Consider the following 17,810-nt stretch of genomic DNA (forward strand, 5'->3'; position numbering starts at 1 on the left):
GTTTCTTGCCTTCCCTCTTGCGCGCAGTATCCATCGCTTTCGCCTGCACCGCGCTGGTTGCCACCACCACCGCGCAGGCGAGCTACGCCTATTATGTCGGCAAGGATCTGACCGAAGACGGCAGCGTCATGGTCGGCGGCACGGGTGAGGAGGTGTCGAGCCACTGGCTCGAGATCGTACCTGCGAAAGACCACCCCGCCGATGCGACGATCACGGTCGGGGTGACCGGCGATGCGGTGATCCCGGGGGAGCTGATCGAAATCCCGCAGGTAGCGCACACCTTCCGCTACATGCAGATGGCCTACACCGACTTCGAAGGCTTCCCTCCGCCGCTGACCAATGGCGGCGTCAACGAGCACCAGGTGGCGGTGCGCGACATCTGGGCACCCAGCCGACAGGAACTGGTCGACATGACGCCGCGCCCGCAGCGTGGTCTCCAATACTCCGACCTTGCCCGCATCGTGATGGAGCGGGCCCGCACCGCGCGCGAAGGCGTGGAGATCATCGGCGACCTGATCGCGAAGCATGGTTTTGCGACCTATGGCGGCAACACGCACCTGATCGCCGATCCGAACGAAGGCTGGGTCGTGTGGGAATTCGCAGGCGGCCAGGGCCTGTGGGTGGCCGAGCGGCTGGGTGGCGACGATGTGCGCGTACTCTATCCCGGCGGGATTGGGGAAATCCCGACCGATCTGGACGACAATCCCGATTACCTCGCCTCGGACAACTTCATCTCCTTTGCGGTCGCGCAGGGCTGGTTCGATCCCGCGGCGGGCAAGCCTTTCAACGTTCAGCACGTCTACGGTGACCAGAGCATCCGCGACTATCGCGATCCGGGCATCAAGCTGATGTCGCCCGCCGCGATGGAGGCCGCGACGCGCGCGATGGCTCCGGTGAGCGAGGCCGACCTGTTGGAGCGGGTGCGCGACCCGCGCGTGGTCGACGATGACAGCGGTTATGGCCAGCTGGTCAGCCTGCGCAGCGATCTTTCGGACCCGGACCTGATCCGCGTCTGGAACGCGCCGACCGGATCGGTCGCCGCGCCGTTCAACGTCTGGTGGCTCGGCGTCGAAGACGTGCCGATGGAATATGCGCAGCATCGTTACCTGACCAAGGATTCTGCGGCGACCTTCCTCAATCCCGACTACCAGATGCAGGAGGCGACGCGTTTCGCGGGGCGCACCTTCAAGCGGGTCATGTATTCGGCTTGCTCCGCGCCGGACGAACTGCTGCCGCCGGTCACGAAGATGCTGACCGCGTTCGAGCAGGAGACGCGGGGCGACCTGTCGTGGATCGAGCGCACGGCGCGTACGATGATCGCGAGCGGCGACCGGGAGGCAGCGCGCGCACTGCTTACCCACTACGCGGGAACGCGCGCCCTCGCTGCGCTCGACATGGGCGACACGATGGCCGACGCGCTCGACGCCTATACGCGGCTGGTGAGCGGCCGGCGGGCCCCGCAAGGCAGCGCGATCAACACTTTCGACCCGACGGTGAACTGTCTCGCGGATGGCGATCCCGATGTCCCCGAAGCCGCGAACGTCCGCGACTAAGCGGATACACGGCTAGCGCGGGCCGCGTAGCTTAACCGGCCGCTGGTGCCGGGCAGTAGCGGGCGAGGTACTCGGCGTGGCCCGGCATGTGGTTGACGAGGAAGCGGATGGACCTTTCCATCTCGTCGAATTCGCCCTTCATGTCCGACACTTTCATGGCGGCGGCGATCGGGCTGCAGCCCCCCATCTCGATCCCCTGCCCCATCATCACCGCGGCCCAGCTGGTTTCGTTGAACAGCTCGTCCTCTTCGCGGAAGATTTGGCCGTTCGCCTTGAACAGATCGATCTTCTCGGTCAGCGTTTCGGGCACATCCATCGTGCGGACGTAATTCCAGAATTCGGAATCGTCGCGCGTGGTGGCGTTGTAGTGCAGCACGAGGAAGTCGCGGATGCGGCGGTATTCCTTGTCGGTCAGCCGGTTGTACGCGTCCTGCTGCGCCTGCGTGACTCCGTCGAGCGACAGGATCGCGATCAATCGGTTAATCCCCGAATTGATCATATGGATGGAGGTCGATTCGAGCGGCTCCATGAAGCCCGCCGCCAGCCCCAGCGCGACGACGTTCCGGTTCCAGAACTTCTTGCGGCGACCGGTAACGAAGCGCAGCCAGTTGGGCTCCGCCTGTGGCTTGCCCGCAAGATTGCCGAGCAGGATGTCGAGCGCCTCGTCATCCGCCATGTATTCGCTGCAATAGACATGCCCATTGCCGTTGCGCCGCTGCAGCGGCACCTGCCACTGCCAGCCCGCGCTGTGCGCGATGGCCTTGGTGAACGGCGGAGGCCCGCTGCCATCGTCTCGTCCGCAGGGAAGCGCCACCGCGCGATCGCAGGGCAGGTAGTGGCGCCAGTCCTCGTATCCGGTTTCCAGCGCCTGTTCGATCAGCAGTCCGCGAAAGCCCGAGCAATCGATGAACAGGTCGCCCGCGATCTGCGCGCCGTCTTCCATCGTCACCGAAACGACATCGCCGCTCTCGGGATCGAGGGTCGTGTCGCCCACCCTGCCCTCGCGCCGCGTCACGCCGCGCTTTTCGGCATAGCCGCGCAGGAACCGCGCATAGGCGGTCGCATCGAGATGATAGGCATAGTTCATGGTCGGCAGGTCGTCGCGCTGATAATCCTGGGTGCGCGAGAACTTGCCGAAAAAAGCGGCGATCGTTTCGAGATTGAAGACCTGCAGCGGGCGACGCTCCCCCTCCTGGCGCGCGCGGTGCCACACCTGATGGAAGGCGATGCCGCCCATGTGATAGCCATAGGACCCGAAGGGATGGAGATAGTTGTCGCCCCGCTTGCCCCAGTTGGCGAACTGAATGCCCAGCTTGAAGGTCGCCTGCGTGGCGGCCATCATCTCGCGCTCGTCGATGCCCAGCAGCTGGTTGAACTCGACCATCGGCGGGATCGTCGCCTCGCCCACCCCGACCGTGCCGATCTGTTCGGATTCGACCAGGGTGATCGAAACCTTGCGGCTTTCCGACAGGCGGGAAAGCGCCGCTGCCGTCATCCAGCCCGCCGTTCCGCCGCCGACGATCACGATATTCTCGATAGCCATTAAGGCATTCCTCCCACCACTCCGTGGAAATGTCGATAGCATCGGTGACGCGGATGTGAACGTTCATTTCAACTTGTGAACGCTCACAATTGCCGATATGGCGTCAATCAACGAGTCGGATAAAAACCGGCGAGAACATATCCTGGGGAGGAAACATTGAACTTTTCATCGACACTTCCGTCGCTGTGCACGCAGCGCGCCCGTACGCTCGCAACCGCATCCTGCCTTGCATTGGCGATGGTGGCTCAGCCGGCGCTGGCGCAGAGCGCCGATGAGGCCGAAGAAGAGCCCGACAGCGAGATCGATGACAGTGCTGCCGCTGGCGATGGCGCGGTCATCGTCGTCTCGGGGTTCCGCGCCTCGCTCGAAAATGCGCAGAACGTGAAGCGCAACGCCGATACCGTAGTCGATGCGATTACCGCCGAAGATATCGGCGCCCTCCCCGACCGTTCGGTGGCGGAGGCGCTCCAGCGCGTGCCGGGCGTCAATATCGGCCGCTTCGAGAAGACCTCCGACCCCGACCGCTTCTCGGTCGAAGGCACGGGCGTGATCATTCGCGGCCTCCCCTATGTGCGTTCGGAACTAAACGGACGCGACATCTTCTCGGCCAATGGCGGTCGTAGCCTGAGCTTCGAGGACGTCTCGCCCGAACTCGTCGGCCGGGTCGAGGTCTACAAGAACGCCACCGCAGACATGATCGAAGGTCAGATCGCCGGTCTGGTGAACCTGGTCACGCGCAAGCCGCTGGACAATCCGGGGCTCAATATCGCCGGCTCGATCGAGGGCAACTACGGCGACCTGCGCGAAGAGTGGTCGCCGACGTTCAACATCCTCGCTTCGGACACCTTCGAAGGCGATTTCGGCACGTTCGGATTGCAGCTTTCCTACTCCAATTCCTCGCTCAAGAGCCGGACCGACGCCTCGCAGGTTGCCGACCCCTGCTACCGCAACGCCGACCTCAGTGGAGGATGCCTGCGCGTCTTCGACGTGAATTCGGGCGGCTTCGGTGCCGACCCCAATTACACGCGCGATGAATTCCCGCCGCCCGGTTCGGTGATCGTGCCCCAATATGCAGGCGTTCGCACGACCGATCTGGACCGCGACCGCGAGGCGATCTCCGCAATCGGGCAGTTCGAATCCTACGACGGCCGCCTACGCATGACGCTCGAATATCTGCGTTCGGAAACGAGCTTCTTCACCGAGGAGTTCGCACTGCTCGGCCGCATGGACGATGGGGTCGCCTCGCCCGAGGCGCGCCCCGGCACCAGCTTCACCTACGACGAGGATGGCCGGTTCGTCAGCGGCATCCTGACCGACAATGTGGGCGACGCCTACGCAAACCCCTTCGGCCGTGGTGGCATCCCGCTCGACGCCCTGCGCTTCCTGCGCGACACGAACAGCGTCACGGAGGACATCTCCTTCAATGCCGACATGGAGTTTTCCGATCGCTTCCGCGGCTCGGTCGACATGCAGTACGTCAGTTCGCAGCTCACCCGCGACTCCGTGTTTGGCGCGACGAGCACCTGGGCCGACATCGATCTCGACCTGAGCGGCGACACACCCAATGTCCGGTTCCTCGCGCCCGAAGGCTCGCCAGACGATTACTTCTCCAGCGGATTCTACACCTATTACTGGTTCGGCCTCGATAGCCGCGAGCGTAACGATGGCGATCTGATGAGCATCGCTGGCGATTTCGAATATGACCTCAGCGATGATGGCTTCTTCCGGCAGGCCAAGTTCGGTGCCCGCTGGGCAGCCCGCGACCGGACGACGCGGAACACCAATTTCAGCACCTGGGGCAACCTCTCCGCCCCGTGGGCGGGCCGTGCGGGCTGTGCACCCTGGGGCGAAGGACCGGGCTGCTTCGCCAACGGCCCCGGGCCCTTCGGCAACGGGTTCATCCCCGGCCGCTTCTATACCGGCCTTCCCGGCCAGGAATCCGCGATCGCAGGCGGCGCCTATGTCGACGAATTTCCCGGATACTCCCAATATCGCACGCCCTTCGGCAATGGTTTCCAGCGCGGCGCTGCGGGCACCCCGATCCCCGGTGGCGGGGCTTATTTCTTCGGCGGCGACGACTTCCTGGCTGAATACCTCGCCGGTATCACCGACGAACAGTGGGACGAGCTGACCACGTTCGGCCAATCGCCGGAACGCTTCAATCTCGGCGTCAACGGTCGCACTCGCACCCTGCTCGATGGCACGGTCGTCGAATGCGATCCCTTCTGCCCTGCGGAAGTTTCCGCCGTCGGCGAAATCACCGAAGCGGCCTATGCCCGGCTCGATTTCGGTCGCGATTTCGACAGCGGGTGGTCTTTTGCGGGCAATATCGGCGTGCGCTACGTCGGCACCACGGTAGAGACCGATGCGCTCGTCGCCTTTCCCGATCCCGCGCAGTTCGACGATCCCATCATCGAAAACGGTGTGCAGATCGGTGGGGGCAATGGCGACGGAGTCGTTCAACCCAGCGAAATCACCGGGTCGTGCCCTGCGGTCGATCCCAACGTTCCGGGCGGCTATGCTCCGCAGGTTCTCTATTGCCAGCTGAGCGGCGCGCGGCTTGCCGAATATGCATCGCTTTTTACCGGCGAAGTCATTCGCGACAATCGCGACATAACCTTCGATCACTGGCTCCCGGCGCTCAACCTTCGGCTCGACAGCGGAACGGGTGTGGTGATCCGGGGGGCGGTGTCCAAGGGGATATCGCGGCCCGATCTCAACCGCTTCAGCGCAGGCGGCGTATTCGGCTTCAGCGGACGGGTGGACGATGGCCCGCTGCTGTCGCTGTCGACCGGCAACCGCAATATTCTGCCGACCGAATCCTGGAACTACGACCTCTCGGTCGAATGGTACTTCGACCGGGTCGGATCGCTGACGGGGGCAGTATTCCTGAAGGACATCACGGGAATCGAAACGACCGGCACCGGGCTGGTAACCTTCCCGACCGCCGCCGGCGGGTCGCAGGATGTCATCATTACCGGCCCTGCCAACGACCTGAGCGGGAAGCTGAAGGGTTTCGAAATCGCCTATCAGCAGACCTACGACTTCCTGCCGGGCCTGCTCAGCGGGTTTGGTAGTCAGTTGACCTACACCTATCTCGATGGTGGCGACTTCTCCAACCCGGACATTTCCGGCATCGGTTCGCCGTCCGTCGCGGCAGCGTTCAGGCCTCTGAACGGCGGCCCTTTCGTCGGCGATCAGCCCTTGCGAGGGATTTCCGAGCACACGATCAACGCGACGCTCTTCTACGAGAAGGGGCCGTTCGCCGCACGCGCCGCCTATAACTGGCGGTCCGAGTTCCTGCTCACCCCGCGCGACGACATCTTCCCGTTCTCGCCGATCTTCCAAGAATCGACCGGACAACTCGACGCATCGATCTTCTACGATGTGACCGAGTTCCTGAAACTGGGCGTCCAGGGCGTGAACCTGCTCGACGAAGTGACCAAGACTTCGCAGGTGATCGATTTCGACGGCACGCGGGTCACCCGATCGGCGTTCCGCAACGACCGTCGCTACACCTTCATCGCGCGCTTCAAGTTCTGAGCTAGCGCGCTGTGCAGAACAATGGGAAGCGGGCCCTTGCCAGCAGGCGTGGGCCCGTTTCTTATGTGGCCGAACATCGGTCAGGCATCGCGGACAATCGTTCGCATCGCGCAGGCCGGGAAATGAAATACTGTATGCCGGCGGTCGGGGCTTCCCGTCGGCCGGGCGCAAGACCGGGGTAATCATGGCGAGACGGCGCCAGGCAGTCACGATCAAGCATGTTGCGGCCGATGCCGGCGTAAGCCTGCAGACGGTGAGCCGTGTCATCAATGCCGAGCCCAATGTGCGGCCCGAGATGAAAAAGCGGGTCGAAACCTCGATCACCAAGCTCGGCTACGTGCCCTCGATCGCGGCACGGCGGATGAGCGGATCGCGATCCTACCTGATCCTCGCGCTCAACGACCGCGAGCGCACGATCGCCGACTGGCAGGCGCGGCAGGGCACCGACTGGGTCGACCAGATGCTGCTGGGCGGCATGCTCAAGAGCGCCGAGTTGGGCTATCGCATGATCATCGAGCTGGTCGACACCCATTCCGATCACGTCGAGCGAGAGATCGACGCTGCGCTGATCGCGCTCCAGCCCGACGGCATCATCCTCACCCCGCCACACTCAGACAATCCGCTGATAACCGGCCTTCTGAAAGATCGCGGCGTGCCCTTCGCACGGATTGGCTCGCGCGATACCAGTTCGGGCATCTCGCTCGTGATGGACGATGACGGCGCGGCCCGCCTTGCGACCCGCCACCTCATCGATCTTGGCCATCGCCGAATCGGCTTCATCCGGGGCAGCGCCGAATACGCGCTGAGTTCATGGCGCGAAGACGGATGGCGCGCGGTGATGGACGAGGCGGGCCTTCCCACCGACAACCTCCGGGAGCCGGGCGACTTCAGCTACGCGTCAGGGCGCATTGCTGCCGAAGCGCTGCTGGCTCGCGATCCCCGCCCCACTGCGATCCTCGCGAGCAATGATCAGATGGCGATGGCGACGATGGATCTGGCGTCCGAACGCGGGCTTGCCATTCCCGGCGACCTGTCGGTGATCAGTTTCGACAACACGCCGATGGCGATCTTCAGCCAGCCGCCGCTGACCGCCGTGGACCAGCCGATCGCGGCGACCGCATCGCGCGCGGTGGAACTGCTGATCGCCGCGAACAAGGGCAAAACCCCGGCGGGAGAAACCGAAGTCATCGAAGCGGCCCTGATCGAGCGGGGATCGACCGGGCCCGCACCCGCCGAAACCTGACGCTACGGGAAGCAGGCTTGCATCCGCGACCCGCGCATGTCAGAAATTTGATAACGTTCACAAGAATAGCAAGTACGGGGGATTGTAATGCGTCTTAAGCTAGTGGCGCTCGCCTGCACGTTAAGCGTCGCGGCGTGCAGTCAGGCGCAGATTGCGCCCGCGTCGAGCATCCCGACCCGACAATCCAGCGAAGAGGCACGGATCGCAGACCTGCTGTCGCGCATGAGCCTTGAACGCAAGGTCGCGCAGCTGATCCAGCCGCAGATCAATTCGTTCACCGCTGCCGACATGGAACGCTACCGCTTCGGCAGCTACCTCAATGGCGGCAATGGCGGCCCCTACGGCGACGAATATGCGCCTGCGTCCGAATGGCTGAAGCTGGCCGACGAGATGTGGGTCGCTTCGACCAGGCCCTTGCCCGGCGATGAGCCTGCGATCCCCGTAATGTGGGGCACCGATGCGGTGCACGGCCACACCAACGTGGTCGGCGCAACGATATTTCCGCACAATATCGCGCTCGGCGCGACGCGCGATCCCGAGATCGTCCGCCAGATCGGCGCGGCCACCGCGACCGAGATCGAGGTGACCGGCATCGACTGGAACTTCTCCCCCACCGTCGCCGTCGCACGCGACGATCGCTGGGGCCGGACCTACGAAAGCTATTCCGAAAACCCGCAGCTTGTCGCGCAGATGGGCGCCGCGCTGGTCGAGGGGCTGCAGGGCCGCAGGAGCGCCGACGACTTCCTCGGCCAGGGCCGCGTGCTCGCCACGGCGAAGCATTTCTTTGGCGATGGCGGCACCGAACGCGGCGTCGACCAGGGCGACGTCAACGGCGATATCGAGCAGTTGAAGGCGATCCACGCCGTGCCCTACCCCGCCGCGATCGACGCGGACGTGCAGACCATCATGGCCAGCTTCAATTCGATCAACGGGCGCAAGATGCACGGCAACGAGGCGTTGCTGACCGGCGTGCTGCGCGGCGAGTTGGGCTTCGACGGGCTCGTCGTTGGCGACTGGAACGGGCACGGGCAGATCAAGGGCTGCACCAATGTCGATTGCCCGCAGGCGCTGCTGGCCGGGCTCGACATCTACATGGTGCCCGACGACTGGAAGGCGCTGCTCGAAAACCTCGTCGCGCAGGTGAAGGACGGCACGATCCCGATGGCGCGTCTCGACGAGGCGGTCGGCCGTGTGCTGCGCGCTAAGCTGCGCGCCGGTATCCTCGACGGGCCGCGCCCGTCGCAGCGCGCCAATGCGGGCGACTATGCCAAGCTGGGCAGTGCCGCGCATCGTGCAGTGGCGCGCGAGGCGGTTGCGAAGTCGCAGGTTATTCTCAAGAACGACGGCGTACTGCCGTTGAAAACCGGCGCACACGTGCTCGTAGCGGGCACCGCAGCAGACAACATCGCACAGGCCTCGGGCGGCTGGACGCTGACGTGGCAGGGCGGTGGCGATCTCGACAATGATCGCTTCCCCGGCGCGACTTCGATCTACCAGGCCATTGCAGCCGAGGCGCTGGCCAGCGGCGGCCGCGCGACCCTCTCCGAAGACGGCGCCGCACCGGCGGAAGATTTCGATGTCGCAATCGTCGTCTTCGGCGAAGCGCCTTATGCCGAGTTCGCTGGCGACCGGAAGGACCTCGCCTTCCGCGACGAGGAGGGGCTGGAGCTGCTGCGCAAGTTCGATGCGGCTGGTGTGCCGACGGTGGCGGTGTTCCTGTCGGGTCGCCCTATGTGGGTGAACCGCGAACTCAACGCCGCCGATGCCTTCGTCGCAAGCTGGCTTCCGGGTAGCGAGGGCGCGGGCGTTTCCGATATCCTGTTCGGCAAGCGGCCCGCGACCGGCAAACTCTCCTTCAGCTGGCCTGCGAACTGCACCGGCATGCCGCTCAATTCCGCCGAGGGCGCGCTGTTCCCCTTCGGCTATGGCCGCTCGCTGGGCGACACCAGCGCTCTGCCCACGCTCGACGAGACCTGCGCGGCGCTCGCCGAAGGGCCTTCGCGCGAGCTGTTCGGATCGGGCCGCCTCGCCGACGGCGTGGTTGCCAATGCTGGCGAAGGCGCGCTGCCCAACCTCATCGGCAATGCGGGCGGGATCACTGCGCGCGGATACGACAGGGAGGCGCAGGAGGACGCGCGCGAAATCACCTTCGCGCCGGGATCGAGCCTGCGCCTCGTGCAGTCGGGCGATAACACCGGCGCCTATCGCATCACCTACGAAGTGAGCGCTAAGCCAACCGCCCCGGTCACCCTGCTGATCGGCGATCGCCGCATCGACATCACGCAGGAAATGATCGTGGCCGAGGGCAAGAGCTGGCGCGAAATGGTGCTGACCGAGGCGTGCGCGGGGACGCTCGGAAACACAATCGGCTTTGCTTCTGAAACCGTTTTCACTATCCGCATTGCAACGATCGAACGCTTCGACTCCGAAGACGGCGCGCAGTGTTCGTTCTGATTGAGATTACTTTTTGATTAGCCTAGGGATTTTGGCGCTCGCGCAGGTCCGAGAGACGACCGAACGCGGGTTAGGGAGAGAAAAAGATGGCGTTGGCACCCGAAGTTTCGAGCAGTACGGACCCTCGACCGATCGAGGATGACGACACGCATATCAATGCGCCGGGCCTGCAGTTCTTCGTTTTCGGGCTTTTCTTCATCTTCGGCGGGATCACCTCGCTCAACGATGTGCTCATCCCCAAGCTGAAAGAGCTGTTCACGCTCAACTACACCGAAGCGATGCTGGTGCAGTTCTGCTTCTTCACGGCCTACCTGCTGATCGGCATTCCCGGCGCCAAGCTGGTCAAGCGGATCGGTTACATGCGCGGCGCGGTAGCGGGGCTCTGCCTCATGATCCTGGGGTGTCTGCTGTTCATACCGGCATCGCAGACCGCGACCTACGCCCTGTTCCTCGGCGCCCTGTTCATTCTCGCCAGTGGCGTGGTGATCGTGCAGGTCGTGGCCAACCCGCTGATCTCGTTGCTGGGCCCGCAGAAGACCGCGCACAGCCGTCTGACCTTCGCGCAGGCGTTCAACTCGCTGGGCACCACCGTCTTCCCGATTGTCGGCGCAGCGGTGATCCTCGGCAGCCTTGCAGATATGAGTGCCGACGATCTTTCGGGCGCGCAACTGGCCGCCTATCGCGCTGCGGAAAGCGAAGCGATCTGGCAGGGCTATCTCGGCGTTGCTTGCCTGATCGGACTCGTCGCCTTTGCCGTGTGGATGTTCCGCAATCGTCTGCAAGGCGAAAAGCACGAAGCATCGTCGGGGCTCGCCGGTTTCGACCTGCTCAAGCGCACCCGCTTCGGCTACGGTGCGCTGTGTATTTTCCTTTATGTCGGCGCCGAGGTCTCGATCGGCTCGATCATCATCAACTATCTCGCGCAGGAGCGTGTGCTGGGAGAGCCCGAAAGCGTCATCGGCTGGATGATCGGGCTCTATTGGGGTGGTGCGATGGTCGGCCGTTTCATCGGTTCGGTTTTCCTGCGCATCTTCTCGCCGGGCAAGATTCTAGCCTTCAATGCGAGCGTCGCGATCCTGCTCATCGCGATCTCGGCCAATACCTCGGGCGAAGTGGCGGGTTACACACTGCTCGCCTGCGGGTTGATGAACTCGATCATGTTCCCGACGATCTTCTCGCTCGCCTGCGAAAAGCTGGGCCCGCGCGCGGCGGACGGATCGGGCATCATCAACGTGGCGATCTTCGGCGGCGCGGTCGTGCCGCTGCTGTTCGGCGTCGTCGCCGATACCAGCGGCAGCCTGGCCATCGCGCTGACCCTGCCCGCGATCTGCTATGCCATCATCGCCGGCTTCGGATTTTACGCCCGCCGACCGGCCTGATCTTCGAAGCTACGAAATGAAAAGGGCGGCAGCAGAGGTTACCCCTCCGCTGCCGCCCTTTCCTTATCCTGCCTCGGCCTCGGCTTAGGTGCCGCTGGCCTGCTTGGCCCGGCCGAACGCGGCCAGCGCGGTATCGACGTCCTGTTCGCTAAGCGCGGACGACATCTGCGTGCGGATGCGCGCCTTGCCCTTGGGCACCACCGGGTACGAAAACGCGGTTACATAGACGCCCTCGTCCATCGCGGCGGCGGCGAAGCGCTTGGCCTTGTCGGCGTCGTAGAACATGATCGGGATGATCGGGTGCTCGCCCGGGATCAGGTCGAAGCCCAGCTCCTCCAGCCCTTGCCGGAAACGCGCGGTATTGCGGCGCAGGCGCTCCAGCGCAGTGCCTTCGCGGACCAGTTCCATCGACTTGAGGCTGCCCGCGACCACCGGCGGGGCCACCGTGTTGGAGAACAGGTAGGGCCGCGAACGCTGACGCAGCAGCGCCACGATTTCCTTCTTCGCCGAGGTATAGCCGCCGCTCGCCCCGCCCAGCGCCTTGCCCAGCGTGCCGGTGGTGATGTCCACCCGGCCCATGCAGCCGCGATATTCGTGCGTCCCGCGCCCCGTTTCACCCAGGAAGCCGGTGGCGTGGCAATCGTCGAAGTGAACCAGCGCGCCGTACTGCTCGGCCAGGTCGCAGATCTTGTCGAGCTGGGCGATGTGCCCATCCATCGAGAACACGCCATCGGTGGTGATGAGCTTGAAGCGCGCCCCCGCCTCGTCGGCGGCTTTCAGCTGCGCCTCGAGATCAGCCAAGTCGTTGTTCTTGTAGCGATAGCGCTGCGCCTTGCACAGCCGCACGCCGTCGATGATGCTGGCATGGTTGAGCTCGTCGGAGATGACCGCGTCTTCCGCGCCCAGCAGCACTTCGAACAGCCCGCCATTGGCATCGAAGCATGAGGGATAGAGGATCGTGTCCTCCATGCCGAGGAAGTCGGAGAGTTCGGCTTCGAGCTGCTTGTGGATGTCCTGCGTGCCGCAGATGAAGCGAACCGAGGCCATGCCGAAGCCTCGCTCGTCCAGCCCCTCGCGCGCTGCCGCCATCACTTCGGGGTGATTGGCGAGACCGAGGTAGTTGTTGGCGCACAGGTTGATCAGCTCGCGCCCGTCCACCTCGACCTTCGCATCCTGCTGCGAAGCGATGAAGCGTTCGTTCTTGGTCAGGTTCTGCGCCTCGATCTCGTCGAGTTCGGCCTGGATATGGGCCTGGAAGTCTCCGTACATATTCGTCTCTCTATTCCCAGTTGAGCACGACCTTGCAGGCCTCACCCGAAAGCATGGCTTCGAAGCCCCGCTCGAAGTCGTCGACCGGCAGGCGGTGGGTGATGATCGGCGAGAGGTCGAGCCCGCTCTGGATGAAGACCGACATCTTGTACCACGTCTCGAAAATCTCGCGCCCGTACACGCCCTTGAGCGTCAGCATGTTGAAGATGACCTTGTGCCAGTCGATCCGCACATCTCCCGCGGGCAGGCCGAGGATCGCGACCTTGCCACCGTGGCACATATTGTCGATCAGCGAGGCGAAGCCGGGTTCGCTGCCCGACATTTCCAACCCGACGTCGAAGCCTTCGGTCATGCCGAGCTCGGCCTGCACATCCTCCAGCTTCTCGCGCGTCACGTTGACCGTGCGGGTCGCGCCCATCTTCTTCGCCAGCGCAAGGCGATCGTCGTTGAGATCGGTGACCACGACATGGCGCGCGCCCGCGTGACGGCACACGGCAGCCGCCATGATGCCGATCGGCCCCGCGCCGACCACCAGCACATCCTCGCCCAGCACATCGAACTGCAAGGCGGTGTGAACGGCGTTGCCATAGGGATCGAACAGCGCGGCAATGTCGAGGTCGATTTTGGGGTCGTGCACCCAGACATTGGCGGCGGGCAGCGCGAGATATTCGGCAAAGGCGCCCGGCCGGTTCACTCCGATCCCCTCGGCAAAAGCGCACATGTGGCGGCGGCCCGCCATGCAGTTGCGGCACTGCCCGCAGACCACGTGGCCTTCGCCAGAAACGATCTGGCCGAGCTGGAAATCTCCGGCATTGTCGCCGACATCCACGATCTCGCCAACGAATTCGTGGCCGACGATCATCGGCACGGGAATCGTCTTCTGCGCCCACTCGTCCCATTTCCAGATATGCATGTCGGTGCCGCAAATCGCGGTCCGGCGCACTTTGATCAGCACATCGTTGATGCCCATCTCAGGCTTGGCGCTGTCCTCCATCCAGAGGCCCGGCTGTGCCTTCGCCTTGACCAGACTTTTCATCGGTTGCTTGTCTCCTGTCGAACCGTGACCGCCCTACTAGTGGTTTTGCGCGCCAGTCCAACCGCCAATCGCGGCTCCCGTTCCGGATGCATATGACGTAGCGTCAGCGCCGCCCGCATGCAGAGCCGACACTTCCGACTGCGCCCTGCGTCGCCCGGTCGCATGGACGTCACGAACCGGTCACAAGGGCACGGCAGATGTGCGCACGACGAAGGGGCGCCAGAGCCATGCGCAAGGTCAATATCCTGCTGACGGGGACCCTCCCCGGTGCCGACTCGCAAGGCGGGGAGGACCGGCTGTTCGATTACCAGAGGATCGGCCCTGGCGGCCCGGACGAGCTGGTCGACGGCCCGACCTGGATCTTCGTCGACTGGATCACGCCCGAGATGTCCGGCCTCGCGATGGTCCGACGCCTGCGGGCGGACGAACGCCTGAGCGATGCGCATGTTACCATGGTGCTGGAGCGTGACGACGATGAGGACCGGCGACGCGCCATTCAGGCGGGCGCGGACGACTACGTACTCGGCCCGATCGACCGCAACGGCGTCCTCGACCGGATCCTCGCCCTCCAATCGCAACGCGGCATCCGCCGCTCTCCCCCGCGCGAGCGCCATGGGCTGCTGGAGGTGATCCCAGCGGCTCAGCAGGCCCGCTGGGATGGCGAGCCGGTTGCGCTCAGCCCCAACGAATTTCGGCTTTTGCGCTACCTGCTGACGCGGCACGGCGAGATCGTGTCGCGCCAGCGGATGATCGCCGGGATGGGCAAGCTCGAACCGCCGATCGACGAACGCACGGTCGATGTGTGGATCGGCCGTCTGCGCCGTGCGCTGCGTGCGGCGGGCGCACCCGATCCGATCCGAACCGTCCGCAAGGCAGGCTACGTCCTCGATCTCGGCGACTGATCGCTTTGCGGCGGACCAAACGGAAAAGGGCCCGCGATATCCCCGCGAGCCCTTGTCTTGCGTCATCGATCGCTTTGGCAGCCGATCAGAATTGCGCCGAAACCGATAAGCCGAAGCTCTGCCCGATATCGTAGCTGTTGGTGTCTACCCGACCGCTGTCGTTCGCGATGAAGGTGCTTTTGTCGGTCCCCGTCAGGTTACGGGCTTCGAACTTGAGCTCCAGCGGCACACCCGCGAGTGCGATGCCCTGCCGGATCACCAGATCGAGGCTGATGCCCGGCTCTTCGATCTCGTCGGGCAGCCCACCGGCATTGTTACCAAGGCGGCTGGCCACCCGCTCGCTGGCGTAGTTGAACAGCAAGGTGATCTGGCTCAGCCGGTCGGTATCTTCCAGACCGACCTGGATGTTCACCAGATGGTCCGACTGGCCGGTCAGCGGATCGCCATCGCGGAACAGGCTATTCGCCGCGACTTCGATCGGGGTCGAGCCGGTCGTGGGGACCAGCGTAGTGTCGTCCGGTCCGATCTTCAGTTCGGACTGGGTGTAGGTGTAGTTCGCAATGAACAGCGCGCGCTTGCTTTCGAAGAAGCCGCCCCAGTCGATCAGGTCGTAGTTGTACACGAACTCCGCTTCGGCGCCGTAGAGCTGCGCTTCGGGCGCATTGGCAAAGCTGCTCGACTGCGTATTGTCGGTGAACTGCGAGAAGATTTCGATCGGATTGTCGATCTTCTTGTAGAACCCGCCAAGCGACACCCGGCTGCGCTGTCCGAAGTAATATTCGGCCCGCGCTTCGGCATTGAACAGCTCGCTGTCCTGCAATGCGGGGTTACCGCTGAACGAACGCTGGCTGCCCGGATCGGTATAGGTCTGCAGCAGCAATTCGCGGAACTGCGGCCGCGCGATGGTCTTCGATGCGCTCGCACGCAGCTGCAGCCCGTTGTCGAACTGATAGGTGATCGTGGCTGCAGGCAGGAAATAGTCGTTCGAGATGTTCGTGAACGCATCGAGGTTCGGCTGGTTCTCGAATATCTGCGCCGGCGTAACCGTCTGCGTGGCATCCTCGAAGCGCACGCCCGCATCCACGGTCAGCCCGTTGAGCAACGAGAGGTTGCCCTTGATGTATGCCGCGAGGATTTCCAGCCCGGCGTCGAAGGCGGGTGTATCCTCGGTCAGTTCGCGCAGATCGATCGGCGCGTTGACGCCGGGGCGCACGAAGCCGGGGATGTTCGACGCTTCGATGATCGTCGGCGTAATTAGCAGGTCGGGGCGCAACAGGGCGATCCCGTTGGGGAAGTTGCTCGGCGCGCTGAACTGGAAGAAACGCCGTTCCGAATAGCGGTCCGTATCATTGTACGCGATACCCGTGGTCACCGAGAAAGCGTCGGTCAGCGGCACGGTCAGGTCCAGCCCACCGTAATAGTTGCGCTCGGTCAGATCGGAAAACGAAACGCTCGCTTCCCCGCCCGGCAGGTTGTTGTCGAGCGGGTTGATGAAGAAGTCGCCGAACGGGCTGTTCGCATTGTTCGTCCGCACGTAGGTGAAGCTGTATTCGTACGGGCTTTCGCGGTCCGTCTGCGCATAGCCCGCGCGAACATCCATCGAGACGCCCGCGAACTGGAACTCGCCGACGAGCTGCGTATCGATCAGCTGCCGTTCGAACCAGGCATTCTGCTGATTGATCACGTCGAACCCGTCATTGCCCGAACCGGAAATGATCGTGCCCTGGTTCAGCGAGGCCTGCTTGAGGACGTCGCGGATATAGAGGTTGGTCCAGCGGATTTTCTGGTCGCCCAATTCCAGACCGAAGCCGAGCATGCCGTTCGCAAGAACGCGATTATCGGTCACGAAGCGGCGGAAATCGTCGGCCGGGGTCACATCGGCCTGACGCACGGGCGTCTGATTGGTGACGTTGCGATTGTTCAGCGAGTTGCTCAGGTTCACGGTCGCGATGACGCCCAGTTCGGCATCGTCGCCCACGAAGAAACTTGTACCGCCGGTCAGGCCGCCCGAGAAGTTCGGCCGCAGGTTATCGGTCTTCTGCAGCAGCAGGAGATTGGGCTTGTTGAGCGTGCCGGCAATCGACTGGCGCTCGGCGAGCGTCAGGCTTTCGAGCTCGACCGTGCCATTGAGGTAATTCTCGAGGATCGGCGGCGGATCGCGACGGCCATTGTCGAAGCCGAACCAGTCGAAATCGCTGCCGTAGTAAAGCAGGCCGTTTTCGTAGGTCGTTTCCGTATCGCCGCTGACGCCGAGGCTCATTTCGAGGAAGCTCTCGTCGGGGATGGCCTGCGTCGTCAGGTTGATGACGCCGCCACCGAATTCACCGGGAAAGTTCGCGGAATAGCTCTTCTGCACCAGCGAAGAGGCGATGACGTCGGTCGGGAAGATATCCAGCGGAACCACGCGGCTCAGCGGCTCGGGCGAAGGCAGCGGCAGGCCGTTCAGGAGCGCCGAGGAATAGCGATCGCCCAGACCGCGCACGAACACGCGCCCGTTGCCGGTGTTGGAAAGGCCGGTCACACGGCTCAGTGCGCCGGCAATATCGCCCTCGCCCGTGCGTGCGATGTCTTCGGTACTGAGGACGGAAACGACCTGCGCCGAACTGCGCGTCACATCGCGCGGGCCGCGGCGACCGGTAACCGTGATGATGTTGCCGCCGGGAATGGAAACATCGACGTCACCCTGCGCGGGCTCGATGTCGTCGTTGTCCTCCGGATTGATCGGTTCCTCGGCGGGCGTCTCGACCTCGGGCTGCGAAGCCGTATTGCCCGACGAACTTTGTGCGAAAGCGACACCCGGGAAGGTGAGCGCGGTGGAGAGCAAGAGCAGCCCTGCCAACTGCTTACCGGTGGACATGATATGAGACCCCCTCAATGCTTAAGGTCCG

10 protein-coding genes are annotated in these 17,810 nt (G+C 63.8%); 6 read left to right on the top strand and 4 right to left on the bottom strand.

All coding sequences use genetic code 11. From position 1 onward, the window contains the following. The first annotated feature begins 5 nt into the window (after window positions 1-5). The gene (locus AAG612_RS06165) at window positions 6-1,553 is read left to right on the top strand and encodes a C69 family dipeptidase (RefSeq protein WP_342508283.1); all 1,548 of its coding nucleotides are present in this window, start codon (window positions 6-8) and stop codon (window positions 1,551-1,553) included. A 31-nt stretch (window positions 1,554-1,584) separates the two neighbouring features. Here the strand turns inward: AAG612_RS06165 and AAG612_RS06170 are convergent, their stop codons facing one another. After that, window positions 1,585-3,096 (bottom strand): tryptophan halogenase family protein, encoded by a 1,512-nt coding sequence (locus AAG612_RS06170; protein ID WP_342508285.1) that lies wholly within the window; start codon window positions 3,094-3,096, stop codon window positions 1,585-1,587. Between the two features lie 237 nt (window positions 3,097-3,333). Here AAG612_RS06170 and AAG612_RS06175 point away from each other — a divergent pair, with 237 nt between their 5' ends. The 4 genes from AAG612_RS06175 to AAG612_RS06190 all read left to right on the top strand — a co-directional run bounded on the left by AAG612_RS06175 (window position 3,334) and on the right by AAG612_RS06190 (window position 11,715). Beyond that, a complete protein-coding gene (locus AAG612_RS06175) occupies window positions 3,334-6,639 on the top strand; it encodes a TonB-dependent receptor (protein ID WP_342508287.1) in 3,306 nt (1,101 codons plus the stop codon). A 184-nt stretch (window positions 6,640-6,823) separates the two neighbouring features. Beyond that, window positions 6,824-7,882, top strand: a complete 1,059-nt coding sequence (locus AAG612_RS06180) for a LacI family DNA-binding transcriptional regulator (protein WP_342508289.1) — start codon at window positions 6,824-6,826, stop codon at window positions 7,880-7,882. An 87-nt stretch (window positions 7,883-7,969) separates the two neighbouring features. Beyond that, window positions 7,970-10,336, top strand: coding sequence for a glycoside hydrolase family 3 protein (locus tag AAG612_RS06185; protein ID WP_342508291.1), 2,367 nt, complete (start codon window positions 7,970-7,972; stop codon window positions 10,334-10,336). A gap of 86 nt (window positions 10,337-10,422) precedes the next feature. Beyond that, complete coding sequence (locus AAG612_RS06190; RefSeq protein ID WP_342508293.1) at window positions 10,423-11,715, top strand: sugar MFS transporter; 1,293 nt, start codon at window positions 10,423-10,425, stop codon at window positions 11,713-11,715. 84 nt (window positions 11,716-11,799) lie between these two features. On the opposite strand, the gene kbl is transcribed toward AAG612_RS06190, so the two are convergent. Together kbl and tdh are read right to left on the bottom strand one after the other, a co-directional pair. Further along, window positions 11,800-12,984: a glycine C-acetyltransferase gene (gene kbl, locus AAG612_RS06195; protein WP_342508295.1), complete on the bottom strand. Its 1,185-nt coding sequence runs from the start codon at window positions 12,982-12,984 to the stop codon at window positions 11,800-11,802. Between the two features lie 10 nt (window positions 12,985-12,994). Next, a complete protein-coding gene (gene tdh / locus AAG612_RS06200) occupies window positions 12,995-14,020 on the bottom strand; it encodes an L-threonine 3-dehydrogenase (protein ID WP_342508298.1) in 1,026 nt (341 codons plus the stop codon). Window positions 14,021-14,247: 227 nt separating this feature from the next. Between tdh and AAG612_RS06205 the strand changes: the two genes are divergently transcribed. Beyond that, entirely contained in the window at window positions 14,248-14,922 is a 675-nt protein-coding gene (locus AAG612_RS06205; RefSeq protein ID WP_342508300.1) for a winged helix-turn-helix transcriptional regulator, read from the top strand. A gap of 85 nt (window positions 14,923-15,007) precedes the next feature. Here AAG612_RS06205 and AAG612_RS06210 read toward each other — a convergent pair whose 3' ends face one another. Continuing rightward, entirely contained in the window at window positions 15,008-17,779 is a 2,772-nt protein-coding gene (locus AAG612_RS06210) for a TonB-dependent receptor domain-containing protein (protein WP_342508302.1), read from the bottom strand. Window positions 17,780-17,810 lie beyond the last annotated feature (31 nt).

This window comes from Citromicrobium bathyomarinum, assembly GCF_038594605.1.
Classification (GTDB): Bacteria; Pseudomonadota; Alphaproteobacteria; order Sphingomonadales; family Sphingomonadaceae; genus Alteriqipengyuania; species Alteriqipengyuania bathyomarina_B.

Bases quoted from the DNA above. Each gene is read 5' to 3' on its own strand.
- AAG612_RS06170 (WP_342508285.1), bottom strand. From the start codon at position 3,096: ATGGCTATCGAGAATATCGTGATCGTCGGCGGCGGAACGGCGGGCTGG.
- AAG612_RS06175 (WP_342508287.1), top strand. From the start codon at position 3,334: ATGGTGGCTCAGCCGGCGCTGGCGCAGAGCGCCGATGAGGCCGAAGAA.
- AAG612_RS06180 (WP_342508289.1), top strand. From the start codon at position 6,824: ATGGCGAGACGGCGCCAGGCAGTCACGATCAAGCATGTTGCGGCCGAT.
- AAG612_RS06185 (WP_342508291.1), top strand. From the start codon at position 7,970: ATGCGTCTTAAGCTAGTGGCGCTCGCCTGCACGTTAAGCGTCGCGGCG.
- AAG612_RS06190 (WP_342508293.1), top strand. From the start codon at position 10,423: ATGGCGTTGGCACCCGAAGTTTCGAGCAGTACGGACCCTCGACCGATC.
- kbl (WP_342508295.1), bottom strand. From the start codon at position 12,984: ATGTACGGAGACTTCCAGGCCCATATCCAGGCCGAACTCGACGAGATC.
- tdh (WP_342508298.1), bottom strand. From the start codon at position 14,020: ATGAAAAGTCTGGTCAAGGCGAAGGCACAGCCGGGCCTCTGGATGGAG.
- AAG612_RS06205 (WP_342508300.1), top strand. From the start codon at position 14,248: ATGCGCAAGGTCAATATCCTGCTGACGGGGACCCTCCCCGGTGCCGAC.
- AAG612_RS06210 (WP_342508302.1), bottom strand. From the start codon at position 17,779: ATGTCCACCGGTAAGCAGTTGGCAGGGCTGCTCTTGCTCTCCACCGCG.